Annotated in this window: 12 protein-coding genes and 1 riboswitch; of the genes, 1 reads left to right on the forward strand and 11 read right to left on the reverse strand. The window is 37.7% G+C overall.

The window, feature by feature from the left end:
- Window positions 1-24 precede the first annotated feature (24 nt).
- From thiE to AC0L3W_RS01945, 10 genes are all read right to left on the reverse strand, one after another.
- A complete protein-coding gene (gene thiE / locus AC0L3W_RS01900) occupies window positions 25-657 on the reverse strand; it encodes a thiamine phosphate synthase (protein ID WP_409439803.1) in 633 nt (210 codons plus the stop codon).
- An 18-nt stretch (window positions 658-675) separates the two neighbouring features.
- Window positions 676-1,485 carry a hydroxyethylthiazole kinase gene (gene thiM, locus AC0L3W_RS01905; RefSeq protein WP_290038701.1) on the reverse strand — a complete coding sequence of 270 codons (810 nt, stop codon included), beginning with the start codon at window positions 1,483-1,485 and terminating at the stop codon, window positions 676-678.
- On the reverse strand, window positions 1,485-2,162 hold the full coding sequence (locus AC0L3W_RS01910; protein WP_290038700.1) for a TenA family protein: 678 nt from the start codon (window positions 2,160-2,162) through the stop codon (window positions 1,485-1,487). The genes thiM and AC0L3W_RS01910 overlap by 1 nt, the downstream gene beginning before the upstream one ends.
- 52 nt (window positions 2,163-2,214) lie before the next feature.
- Window positions 2,215-3,165 carry an ABC transporter substrate-binding protein gene (locus AC0L3W_RS01915; RefSeq protein WP_290038699.1) on the reverse strand — a complete coding sequence of 317 codons (951 nt, stop codon included), beginning with the start codon at window positions 3,163-3,165 and terminating at the stop codon, window positions 2,215-2,217.
- Window positions 3,166-3,227: 62 nt separating this feature from the next.
- Window positions 3,228-4,025, reverse strand: a complete 798-nt coding sequence (locus AC0L3W_RS01920; protein ID WP_409439802.1) for an ABC transporter permease — start codon at window positions 4,023-4,025, stop codon at window positions 3,228-3,230.
- Window positions 4,018-4,809 (reverse strand): ABC transporter ATP-binding protein, encoded by a 792-nt coding sequence (locus tag AC0L3W_RS01925; RefSeq protein WP_409439801.1) that lies wholly within the window; start codon window positions 4,807-4,809, stop codon window positions 4,018-4,020. The genes AC0L3W_RS01920 and AC0L3W_RS01925 overlap by 8 nt, the downstream gene beginning before the upstream one ends.
- Window position 4,810: 1 nt before the next feature.
- A complete protein-coding gene (thiD, locus tag AC0L3W_RS01930; RefSeq protein WP_409439800.1) occupies window positions 4,811-5,704 on the reverse strand; it encodes a bifunctional hydroxymethylpyrimidine kinase/phosphomethylpyrimidine kinase in 894 nt (297 codons plus the stop codon).
- Window positions 5,705-5,768: 64 nt separating this feature from the next.
- A riboswitch (TPP riboswitch) is annotated at window positions 5,769-5,885 on the reverse strand.
- A gap of 165 nt (window positions 5,886-6,050) precedes the next feature.
- Window positions 6,051-6,662, reverse strand: coding sequence for a YccT family protein (locus tag AC0L3W_RS01935; RefSeq protein WP_409439799.1), 612 nt, complete (start codon window positions 6,660-6,662; stop codon window positions 6,051-6,053).
- 213 nt (window positions 6,663-6,875) lie between these two features.
- The gene (locus AC0L3W_RS01940; RefSeq protein ID WP_409439798.1) at window positions 6,876-7,853 is read right to left on the reverse strand and encodes a porin; all 978 of its coding nucleotides are present in this window, start codon (window positions 7,851-7,853) and stop codon (window positions 6,876-6,878) included.
- A 594-nt stretch (window positions 7,854-8,447) separates the two neighbouring features.
- Complete coding sequence (locus tag AC0L3W_RS01945) at window positions 8,448-9,269, reverse strand: TIGR01459 family HAD-type hydrolase (RefSeq protein WP_409440387.1); 822 nt, start codon at window positions 9,267-9,269, stop codon at window positions 8,448-8,450.
- Window positions 9,270-9,666: 397 nt separating this feature from the next.
- Between AC0L3W_RS01945 and AC0L3W_RS01950 the strand changes: the two genes are divergently transcribed.
- Window positions 9,667-10,164, forward strand: a complete 498-nt coding sequence (locus AC0L3W_RS01950) for a fasciclin domain-containing protein (RefSeq protein ID WP_409439797.1) — start codon at window positions 9,667-9,669, stop codon at window positions 10,162-10,164.
- 514 nt (window positions 10,165-10,678) lie between these two features.
- On the opposite strand, the gene AC0L3W_RS01955 is transcribed toward AC0L3W_RS01950, so the two are convergent.
- On the reverse strand, window positions 10,679-13,039 hold the full coding sequence (locus AC0L3W_RS01955; RefSeq protein ID WP_290038692.1) for an AsmA family protein: 2,361 nt from the start codon (window positions 13,037-13,039) through the stop codon (window positions 10,679-10,681).
- Window positions 13,040-13,070: the final 31 nt, after the last annotated feature.

A 13,070-nucleotide genomic window follows, 5' to 3' on the forward strand; every position in this document is an offset into this window, starting at 1 on the left:
TAATCTGTGTTAAAAAATGAAGGCCTAATCTAAAGGTGTTGCTGCGTGTATCTGTTTTAATAAATCAGCACTGGCTTGTTGTGGAGATGGTGCATGGCAAATGGCGGAAACTAAGGCAACACCATCCACTCCTGTCTCGATAATAGTGTCTAAATTGCTTTGGTTGATACCCCCAATGGCAACAATTGGGAATTGGCTGAGTTGTAGTGCTTTCTTTAGCCCCTGTATTCCCCATTGTTTCTTGATATTAGTTTTAGTGGGTGTCGCAAAAATAGCACTTAATCCAATGTAGTCCAATGGTAAATCATTAGCTTCAAGCAGTTGTTGATCATTTTCGATGGATAAGCCTAATATTTTTTCTGGGCCAATCAACTTTCGTGCTAATTGTACTGGCATATCCGACTGACCTAGGTGCACGCCATCGGCATTAACTGCTAAAGCAACATCAACACGATCATTAATAATGAGTGCTACTTGAGTCCCTTGCAATATCTGTTTAACGGCTTGAGCTCGTTCAATAAAAGACTGAATATTGTCGCCTTTTTCACGTACTTGCACCATGGTCACCCCACCCGCAACGGCATCTTTTACCACTCTGACTAGTGTTGTTAAATCTTGTTGGTCGTCAGTGACTAAATATAAACGGTACGGGTTCATGCTTATTCCTTGGTGCTTTTATTGATTGATGGTTAATTTTAGATGTTGATTAATCATTTCAGAATCAATCTGATATAGCACATCTAATAGATTCATTTGTAAGCTACCCGGACCAGCAGATTTTTTCTCTGCAAGCTCTCCAGCAATACCTAAAATAGCTGCTGCAGCTAGCCCTGTTTGTTCACCAATTGCAGCAAAAGCACCGGTTAATGCACTTAAACTACAGCCCATCCCAGTAATATAAGGCATCATGGCATGGCCGTTATGTAATTGTATTTCACTGTTAGAATTAATGATGTAATCCACTTCACCGGAAATAACTACATTACATCGATAGGTTTCCACCAAGTAACGTGCTGCATTTACCGCAGATTCACTACTATCTAACGCATCAACGCCTTTACTCGTTGCCTGTTCTCCTGCTAATGCAATGATCTCAGAGGCATTACCACGAATGATTAATTGCTTAGCTAATGCTGCAATTTGGCGAGAGGTCTCTGTGCGTATTGAGCTAGCGCCACAACCTACAGGGTCTAACACTACAGGCTTATTATTAGCATTTGCTTGTTCTACCGCATACAGCATACGTGGAATCCATTGGCTGTCTAAAGTGCCTATATTAATCACTAATGCACCGCTAAATGACATCATTTCTGCTAACTCTTGGCGAGAATGAGCCATAATAGGCGAAGCGCCAATCGCCAGTAAAGCATTTGCTGTGTTGTTCATCACCACATAGTTAGTGATGTTAACCACTAAAGGTTTCTGTTCACGTAAGCTTAGTAATGCATGGGTGATTAATTGTTGTTTGTCTTGGGTAGCGGTCATTATTTTACTCCTTCACTTAAGGTATTTAACCCTTGTTGCCAAAAAGCGACTTCCATTCTAGTTGCTGTTTTGAATACTTTGACAAGGTGTTGTCCACGTTTGCTGTTAATATCAATGTCAGCCAACAATTGATCTAAATGTTGTGTGCTATCAATGATGCTTTGTTGGAACTCCTCTCCACTGTATAGATCTATCCAACTAGCAAACTCATTACCTTCAAATAATGTGTTGTCGTCGTTTGCTAAAAAACGACCAATTTCTGCATAACCAATTGAACAAGGCGCAAGGGCTACATATAAATCCACTAGGTCACCGGTCATGCCTGCATCTAATACGTAGCGTGTATAAGCTACGGTACCAAAGTCTTCATCTTCGGCCTCTAAATCAGCTTCGCTTAACCCCCAATTCTTACAGTAAGTAATATGGTGATTAATCTCAAAGTCTAATAAAGCATGAACACTGGGTAATGCTTTACGCATATCAGCTAATGTATTGGCTTTATAAATGGCTAGTGCGTATGCACGTGCATATTGCTTTAAAAATAGAAAATCTTGCTTTAAATAATGTAAAAAGCATGGCTGAGCTAAACTGCCATTGCCTAGTTGCAAAACAAAAGAGTGCTTTGTATAAGCTTGCCAATCAGTTTGGCAAGCGGTAATTAAATCTTGATGGTTCATTGTTGTCTCACTTAATCAGATTAATGGAGATGACTATTTGAAAGTTTAAGCATTATTCAAAAGTTGGCATATAGTCTTTTGCCTGTGGTCGCTTTTTGATCAGTTTATTATCAAACATAAACTGAGCGTAATCATCGTAACGCGTTAAATCTACCGCAGAAGGGCGAAGTGCAAAACGAGAAAGCGTGTCTCTCCAAGCTCGTTTATTAAGCTCGTTATCTAAAGTATCAGGTGCATAACTAACAAACTCTTTCCATGCCGCTTGAGGGTGATTAGTGATATAGATAGTTGCTTGTTCTAAGGCTTTATTAAATGCCTTAATCATCTTGGCATCATAGTTATTGGCGTTGGCAACAAAGATTAATTCATCATAAGCAGGAACACCGTGTTCTTCAGGAAAATAAGCCTTAGAGTTAAAGCCTTCTAATGCCAGTTGATTACTTTCGAAGTTACGTAATCCCCCCCAGATCGCATCCACTTTTCCTGATGCTAAAGAGGCTGATAATGCCCAACCAACATTAATGATTTCAACATCATTAAAAGTTAGGTTTACTGTATCTAACATTTTGCCAATAATTGCTTCTTCACTGCCTGAGATAGCAATGCCGACTTTTTTATTTTTTAAATCACTTAATGTATTAATTTTTCCATTATCCAATACCATTAACGTATTTAACGGTGTTGCGATCAATGTTGCAGAGCGAACTAATGGTAAACCTTCTGCTACATCAATGATTAGGTTTGGTTGATAGGTTATCGCTAAATCTAGATTGCCTGCTGCAACTAGCTTAGGTGGAAGGCTTGGATCTGCAGGCTCCTGAATATCTACCTCTAAGCCTTGTTGTTTAAAGTAACCTCGTTGTTGTGCAATAACGATTGGGCCATGATTCGGGTTAACAAACCAATCTAACATCAAGGTGACTTTCTTATCTTGTGCAACTACTGATTGGGTAAAAAGTGTTGCCAGTAATGTCAGTGATGCCAGTAAAAATTGCTTTTTCATTACAGTTATTTCCTTATTTTTCAATATACATCCATTTAATGGACCGTGTTGTGTGTAGCTGGCTAAAGTTGCCAGGGTATTAATTTGTTTAAACATTTGTCTGTGACGAAGTACAGCGCGACTGAAATAGTGGATAAAATAAATAGGGCGGCAAACATTTCATCAATTAACATGCGTGCATTGGCTTGTAACATCAAATATCCCAAGCCTTGGCTAGAACCAACCCATTCCCCTGCGACCGCTCCAATGGGAGCAATGACTACAGCGACACGTATTCCTGAGGCAAGTGTTGGTAGGGAAGCAGGGAGTTGAATGTGGCGTAGTAGCTGCCATTTAGTTGCTTGCATGGTATTGGCTAAATCTAAGTAGCCTGTTGGAGTGTTCTTTAACCCATCGTAACAACAGGTCACCACAGGAAAGAAAATAATGATCGCCGCCATCACTATTTTTGATGCAATACCGTAACCCAACCAGATCATCAAAATAGGAGCAATTGCAAACACGGGAATGGCTTGGCTGGCGATAAGAACAGGTAGTAACCAACGTTTGACCGGTTTAAATAAGAGCATTTGTAATGCAAAAAATAACCCCATGGATAAGCCTAATAACAAACCTAATACGATCTCTTGTGTCGTTATCCAGCTGTGTTTGAGTAAAATATCGATACGATTAATTAAGCGTTCAAAGACAGATAAAGGCTCAGGTAAAATAAAACTTGGTAACTTAAACAGTAATACTGTTGCTTGCCAAATCACTAATAATACCAATAAAGTAAATATCACTCTTAGGGCGTTGTGCAGCACTTTTTCTGATGTGTTAATTCGATTATTTAAGACTTTAATATTAGGGATTTTATTCATAATCTTGCTCTAAGCGTTGAATAACTCGCTGTTGTAATGCCGCACTTTCAGCATTCAACTCTCTGGGTGTTTGTTGTTTTGGCAGTGATAGCGCACTAGCAAAAGCTGGTTTTCCATGCAGAATGTATAATTGGTCGGCTAGGCGAATGGCTTCCAACGGGTCGTGGGTGATTAATAAAACTGTCTTATTTTTTAATAATCGGTGCGCTAAGTTTTGTAGTTTATAGCGTGTAACCGCATCTAGGGCCGAGAAGGGCTCATCCATTAGCACCACGGGTTTGTCTTGCATTAAGGTTCTTGCTAATGCTACTCGTTGGCGCATACCCCCTGATAAATTTTGTGGTAACTCTTGGGTTTTGTCTGTTAATCCTACTTCAGTTAATAATGCGATAGCTTTTTCATATTGCTGAACTTTTGATGGAGAGCGCAGAGTTTTTTTTGAAAATTTTTCACTAAGTAACACATTGTCTAATACGTTTAACCAAGGCATTAATAAGTCTTGTTGAGCCATATAAGCGACTTGCCCTTTCAGCGCGATTTGGTTGCTGGTGGATAACTCGCCAGACCACTGCACTTTATCTGCTAGCAGATTAGCAAGATAGCGTAATAGGGTGGTTTTACCACAGCCACTCCGCCCTAAAATACAAGTCCAGCTTTGTGCTGGCATTTGCATATTTAGGCCTGATAATACAGGTTGGGTATCTTGTTGATACTGTATAGCGCCTTGTTCAATGGTAATAGCTGGTGAATATAAGGGCTTTGTATCTGCAGTGGTTAATAGCATGTTAGCAATCACTGTCATTGTGTTGTTGGTAAAAGTGATGTACTGGGCCTCGCCCTTTACCGATAGTGAGTTGGTCGGCATGAACTAACGCTTGAGTAATATAATTTTTTGCAGTTTGCACTGCCTCTGCTAATAGATAACCTTGTGCTAAATAAGAAGCAATAGCTGAGGAAAGTGTACAGCCTGTACCATGGTTATTATCGGTGTAAACTCGATCTGCTGTTAACTCTTGAATTACATTAGATAAAATTAACAGATCAGTACTGTGTTTATCTTTTTGTAAATATCCACCTTTTAATAGCACGGCTTTAGTACCTAATTGGCGTAACCCGTCGACCATTGATTGCATCTGCTGCGTTGTTTCAGGAAGGTTATAGGATGTACTATCGCCGATTAAGGCTGCGGCTTCAGGTAGGTTTGGAGTAATAATATCGGCTAAAGGGAATAGCTCAGATTTTAATGTTTGAATTGCTGATTTTTCTAATAGTAAATCGCCATTGGTAGTGACCATTACCGGGTCAATTATGACAAACTGAGGCTGGTACTGTTTCAGCTTTTTGGTAACCAAGCGAATAATATCACTATCAGCTAGCATACCTACTTTTACGGCCACGATATTTAAGTCACTGAAAACTGCATCCAGTTGCTTTTCAACATGCTCTAGTGGAATTGGGAAAATACCAGAAACACCTAGGGTGTTTTGCGCTGTGATAGCGGTAATGGCTGAGCAAGCATAACCACCTGTGGCTGAAATAGCCTTAATATCCGCTTGAATACCTGCGCCACCGCCACTATCAGAACCTGCGATGGTCAACACAATAGGCACTTCTGCATGAGTTGAAGATATTTTAATTGAGTCTGTTATTTGAGTTTTAAGGTTGTTATTGGCCATCATTGCTCCGATTACAACGCCATCGGAACTATATGATAAAACCCAATACGCGCAAAGGTGCACTATGGTAGGTGTTTACATAGTTCCCTGCGCCAGTGCTAACTGTATCAGGTTCAACGGGTATCGATGCAATCCCAGTAGATATCGCATTCGTTCTCAGCCTTCGGCTCCCCGACTATAAGTGTTTTGAATCATAACAAGTTTAAATGAAAGTGCAATGCAACATATAGCGCTTTGTTATCTGTGAGGCATAAATTTATGAGGAAAAGGGGAAGGATATGTTTGCGCTTGCTGAGTTAAGCAAAGCGCAAACAAGAGATAATTCATTTTAACAAGTAAAATAGATCAGTTACTTAGTGTGATTGGTATTAATACGCGCTTTAAATTGCGCACGAGTTTTCTCATCTGCTTTCTTGTACCAGTAATCTAGCATTTGACCTGCTACATCACCTTCAGTTTGACCATTGGCTGGAATAATAATTGTCGCCGGTTGTTGTAATGAAGCTGGTTTGTCTGTTTGATTATAAGCAACCGTTTCAGCAACTAAGTCTCGGTTAAATTGAATACCGCTCTTCATTAACTTACCTTGCTCGAAGGGAACGGCTTCACCGTTAATATCTGTGATGATGATTTTTGGTTCTGCGTTAAATTGATCAACTTGTCTTGCTGAACGAAGTGCCGGTAAGCTGATTGTATAATCTTGGTTTTTGCCCTGAAAGGTGATTATTAAGGTATCTGTCGTGAAGTAGTTAACCTCACCGCCTTGACGGTAATTGCCTTCATATTCAAAAGCGATTTGGTTTGTTCCATCTTTTAATGTTAATGAGCTTTGCTGTTTAGCCTGTTTACCATTGACGACTTGTAGTGTTAATTGTGTAGGAAGCGTTAAAGTAATATCAGCAAAAGCCTGTTGGCTTAAGGTACTGATTAAGGCAAGGGTTAAAAAATTCATTAGTTTCATATGTAATGCTCATTATGCTTAAAGGAGAGGAAATGATGCGTAGAGTGAGGTATATAAATGACCTATATAATAGGGCTGATATGCTTTACTCAATTTAAGTTTTATACAAATTATTTTAACAAGTAAAATAGATCTGTTGATCGGTATTAATTTACCACAAAAAAAGCACTCAAAAGAGTGCTTTTAATATGTATTCTTTAAATTAAAGAAAGCTTAGAAACCGTAACGAGCACCAAATTGTAGTTCGTTTTCACGACCAGAACCACTTGAAGTATCGTTGTTTAAAGCTAATTTATAGCTACCGTATAATGCGAAGTTACCCATGTAACGAGCGTATTCAACACCAACAAAGTTTGTGTCTAATGCATCGATATCATCAGCTGAGTAGTAGCTGTAGCTTGCATTTACTACGTTCTCTTGGTTTTCACCAAAGTAGTAAGCAGCAAAAGCGTCAGCTGCAACAAAATCAGAGCCCTCTACGCCTTCTGCAGAGATATCACCAGCCATACCCATTGCTGATAGGTAAACATTACCTTTAGTGTATTTAGCTGCTACTAAGTATGAAGTTGAATCATCAGTATCTGTACCGTTACCGTATTCTTGATCACTTGTTGCTACACCAGCTGCTAATTCAAGCTCAGGGCTAAACTTGTAAGCTGCCATTAAACCGTAACCATCAGCATTATCATTTGCGTTTTGCGTTGCAGAAGCTTGTACAGTTAACGCATCAGCAGTGTAAACGTAGCGTAATGTATTTTTTGAACGGTCTGCTGTCGTTACCGTGTTTTCATTAACGTAACCGCTGAATGTTTCAGCTTGGTCGGTAAAATCAGTTAGGTAAGTTACCGCATTAACTTGATGACCGTAAATGAATGAACCTGCTTGTGTATCGGCACCCACGTATAGGTGACGAGTATTTAAGTTAGCTTCATTATCATCTTCGTTTTCAGTAATTTCAAACTCGTAACGGCCAAATACAGTTAAGTCATCGCTTAATTTATTTTTACCATTCACATTTAAACGTACACGTGATGCATCAGAGTATTCGCCATCAGTTACGTTACCACGTACTTCAACACGACCACCCACATTGAATTCTTGAGTATCTGTTTTATAAACTGTTGCTGCATAAAGAGGAGAAGATATAATTGCGCTAGACGTGATAGCAAGTAGGTATTTATTGAATGTCATATTCATTTTCCTGTTTTTCTTAGAGTCATTTAAAAATTGTCATATTTAAATGTTATTATTTAGGTAAGCAGGAAGATGTGTTAAATGCTTCCTGCAGAAAATGTAGACTATCCGTGTCCTTTTAAATCACACTTGCCAATCTATATAATTTTTTCAAAGAATTCACAATAAACTCACAAATAAAGTGGCTTTTGGTGATCCTTGTCACAATTTATGTTGTTTAAAATTTTATATTTTTATAAATTTGGTCTACGTAGTGAATTATCATTTGGGGTAGTTGTTTAAAAGTGAGATTTTTCCAAATCAACTAATGGGGGGCTCTACTTGTAGACACTAGTTGCTTAATTAGTAGCCGAGTAGCTAGAAATCTTCTAATAAAGTGATTATATAGCTAGCAATAAAGAAAGATATCCAAGACCAATTTTTATAGATAACAAAGACTTATTGCTGATAAATAATATTTTTTACGTCTGATCTTTTGTGGATTCCGAAATATAGAAGACAAACCTAAGCTACTTTTCTAGTAAAATAGCTTAGGCTCAGAATTTAGCGTCTATTGAAGTTTATTAATTACAATAATTGAAGATGTTTTTCTTATTGCTTAAACCAGTCGATGTAAAAGTCAGGAGCGACTTTGTATTGCTTGGCTAATTTTTCAATACTTGCAAGATCGGAAATTTTATCTGCGTGAATACCACTAGTAATGAATAAACTACTAATACCTGCGCCATTTGCGCCTGCAATGTCATGCTCTAAACTATCACCGACAGCAATAGCGTTACCCCATCCACCAACTAGGGTTTTGCACATGTCGTAGATCTCTTTTTGTGGCTTACCATGCCAATGTACTTTTCCGCCCAGCTTTTGGTAAGCCATGGCAATCGCACCTGGACAGGTTTTTAAGTTACCTTCTGGTGTCATGGCAACAAGATCAGGGTTACTCACAACTAACTCTAGGTTGTTACGGCAGGCAATAGCTAAATCCTCCACATAAGCTTCAACACTGCCTCTATCTACACCACAACATAGTATAAAAGAAGCTTGTTCTGCTGTTGCTACTGATTGCACACTGCAATCTTCAAGTACAGTATCATCTTCTTCCCATTTGAAATGTAAGGCTTGTTGACCCAGAGTTTTGAACTTCCCTGAGTTGAAGTTATCACGCATATGATCACCAGACGTCATCACATCTAGGTATAGATCACGGCTGATGCCTGATTCAGTGAGTCGAGCATAGGAGAATGCACTGTTTTTGCCGCTATTCGATAAGATGACGACTTTTTTGTTATGTGCTTTTAATAAATTTAATGCAGCTATTGCTTCAGGGAAAGCGTATCCACCATTATGTAATACCCCCCATTGATCTAGAATAAAAGTGTCAAATTTATCAATAATATCTGTTAAACCTGCAATCATTTTCAATGTACTAACTCCTCTTTTTGAAGGTGATAAAGGCTCTATTCATATCATTGTATACTGCTTTTATGTCAGCTTATAGTGTGGCCAATATAGTGCGAGGGCTATCTAGTCGTTTTTTATGAATCAATATTTTCAAGATAATTCAATAATTATTTATTTTTAAGCTTATGATTTTATTTGTTTTTCTATTTATATAGATAAAAAGCATTAAGATTCACTGGGGTATTGTTAAGCGATAGGGAGTCAAATGTTTAGTATTTAAATTAAAATTGATAAAAGCCGACTGTTTGATATTTGTTGTTTAATTAGACTGATCTTATTTGTTTTAGCAAGCGTAAAACAATCTGAACATTTCGAAATAACACTCTACAGTCCAATCCAAAAGGAAAATACTATGTTAAAGAAGTTCATCACTACCTTATCAATTTTAGTTGCTAGCTTTACCTTCACCTCTGTTGCGCAGGCTGCACATCATGGTACGCACAAAGACATCGTTGAAGTGGCATCAGAAAATGGTTCTTTTACAACTTTAGTTGCAGCAGTCAAAGCTGCCGGATTAGTTGATACCTTAAAAGGTGAAGGCCCATTTACAGTATTTGCTCCAACAGACGATGCATTTTCGAAACTGCCTGAAGGCACTGTTGAGATGCTATTGAAGCCAGAGAATAAAGATAAGCTGGTTGCAGTGCTTACTTATCATGTTGTACCAGGAAAAGTGACTGCATCAGAAGTAGTGAAAATTGATAGCGCAAAAACAGTTCAAGGTCAGTCGGTCATGATTAAAGTTAATGACGACAAAGTAATGGTTAATAATGCACATGTTGTGATTGCCGATGTTGAAGCGAGCAATGGTATTATTCATGCTGTTGACACAGTGTTAATGCCAAAATAAATTCCATAATTCATCACTTTCATACGAAAGAGATTAATTCTTAAATTGAGTCTTAAGAATTTAATGTAAAAGGGTAACGCAAGTTATCCTTTTTTTTGTGGTTAATATTTTGTTCTGTATAAGAGCAATCTCAATCATCAACTTCTTTCTTCAGTTTTTCGACTGAAGATTAACCCTGTTAATTTTTGAAAGGTTCAACTTATGCTCTAAACTAAGTTATGCTTCTCACGCAAAATAGGTCGCCTTATAAACCTCTCAACTCAAGGAGGAAATAGCCTCCAGCCTCTCGGGAACGTATTCAATTGAGTCGTGTTAGGTTGGTCTGTTGCTGTAAAGTCTGGCGATGAGATCGATGCTTAATTAAGTCTATGAATGCTTTATATAGATAAAAAAATAGCTAAATCAGGGGGCTGATTTAGCTATTTTATAACTCTGCATATTGAGTTAATGATAAAAGTATTAAGATTTTGCTAACGATTAAGCGGTTAACTCACTCACTTATTTTTATCACACTCTAGAATAAGCCTTTTAACTTGTTTTTTAAGTCTTTTGCTTCTTCTTTTAAGTCATCAGTAGAGACTTTCTCTCCAGATAATATGTCTTTGGTTGTATCTTTGAGTGCTTCTTTAGCTTTATCCTTAACGGCTGTTTTAGCTGCTTCAAGTTGCTCTTTTAACGCACCTTCAGTATCGAGGCTAAAGCTTGGATCAGAAAATGAACCTTGTATACGCAGTGGAATAGAAACCCCGCTTAAATCTGCATAACTAGTACTTTCATCTGTTTTAGATAAAGGTGTAACCCCTAACTTGTAGTCAATCGTTTGCTTGATAGTATCAGCTGTACCTGCACCATCTAAACGAATAACGGGTGATGTCATGGTTAACTTTTGATTATTAGCAATACCATCATCTACAGTAAACTCACCGGTTAAAGAAGCAAAGTCAGTCTTTTTAACCAATTTATCTTCATCAATTGTTTTACCCGTTAGTTTAGCTTTGAATACACGTATTTCATAAGGTAAGTTAATGCCATACAGTTCCCCGTCTAGTACTTTAAAGTCACCTTTTGCATTTACACCTTGCTGGATTTTAGTGCTAGTCAGGCCTTGACCACTAGCTGCCAGGTTAAAATTCGCTGTACCACTTAACAGATCAACTTCTGCTGCATCTTTTAAAAGAGGGAGTAAAGCAACATTTTTCAGTGTTGTGGTTGCTTGGTAACTATTTTTACCGCCGTCTTCATCAACAGATGCGTTAACAGTTAATGAACCATCATATAGGTTAGCGGTTAATGGATTGATGGTTGCTTTACCATTTTTAACTGTTAAACCATTAGTAATTTTTCCGATGGTAATATCTTGGTATAAAATACCGGCAATAGTTAACGATCCTTTAATATCTAAGTCATTAAGAATGCTTAAATCTGGCTCAACTTCTTCGCTTGTAGTGGTTGTTTCTTGTTCAGAATTAGCGTTTTCTGTGGCTTCAGGTAGGTAAGGGTTTAAATTCCAAACATTACCGTTTAAGTTGTAACGGATAACTGGCACTGCTTGTTGAACAAAACTAACTTCACCATTTAATTCAATATCATCAACTTTGGTTTTAAGTGATGTTAGGCTGAGTTTTTGTTGGTCTAGGTCGTAACTGATATCTGTTGAGATATCACTGTTAATTTTGTTTTCACCAATAGCTGCAACCACCATCTCACTGTCAATGGTAAATTGTTTAATAAGAATTTTTTGGAAATCACTTACAGTTAGCTCTTGTAAGGAGAAGTTCATTTCACCTTCAACATCATTACCTTTAACAGAATTATTTACTTTAAACGTATCAATTTTTGCCGTTTTTTTGGCGATATCTAGCGCAAGGTTCGTTTCTAATGTGCTGTTTACTTGGTTATTTTGTAATGCAGAACCATTCAAACTACTGGTTAAGGTTAATTTACCTAAGTTCACTTGGTTATGTTCAACAACATTGATATCACTACTATTGATATAAATGGTGCCAGCTAAGAAATCACCGGTAAATGTATTGTTAATAGTGATTGCTTGAATATCTAGTTCTTGTGTTTCAGGCTGGTATTTTAAACCACTGGTGAAAATCATATTAAGCTTACTGCCAGATAAGGCATCACTTAAAATATCACTTTCAATGGTTAAATTAGTTAGCTCTACCGTGGTTAAGTCGGCATCAACAAATACGTCCGCGTTAACATCAATATCTGCTTCTACTTGGCTATTTTTAACTGAACTGTTTAAGCTGAAGTGCGCAACTTGTCCAAATGCAAACTCTTCTAGTTGAAGACTATTAATAGCAACTTCTTGCGTTTCATCGGTTTGATGGTCAATCACTTTTAAAGTCGCATTGGTGATATTGATACCAGACAAGACAAATTTCGATAGGTCTAGTGAACTCGATGCTTCTTCGTCAGTCGTCTCTGTTGATTTTTGATCTACAGTGTCAGTCGCCGTTTCTTCGCTAGTATCTGCTGTAAGGTCGTCAAGGTTAGTCGTACCATCTTTATTAGTGATTAAATTGAATTCAACACCATCAAGTACAATCTCTCCAATTTCTAAGTTACCAGAAAATAAAGGTAAAATGTTAATCGATACAGCAGCTTCTTGTATGTTTAATAGTGTTTTTTCTTCGAATTCTGGACTGTTTTGTAATGTTACTTGTCCACTTTTAAACCCTAATAGCGGATATAAGCTCCAACCTAGGTCTCCTGTGATCACTAAGTCTCGGTCAATGGCGTTTTTAGCTTGGTCTTGAATTTGTTGTTTGTAGTCATTTGGGTCAACGGTAGCAACTACGATCACGATGGCTGCAACTAATAAAAGTAATACGGCTAATGCGAGTTTTAGAAACAATTTCATTAACATGTCCTTATAAAGAAAAGATTTATTG

This window comes from Psychromonas sp. KJ10-5 (genome assembly GCF_055808325.1).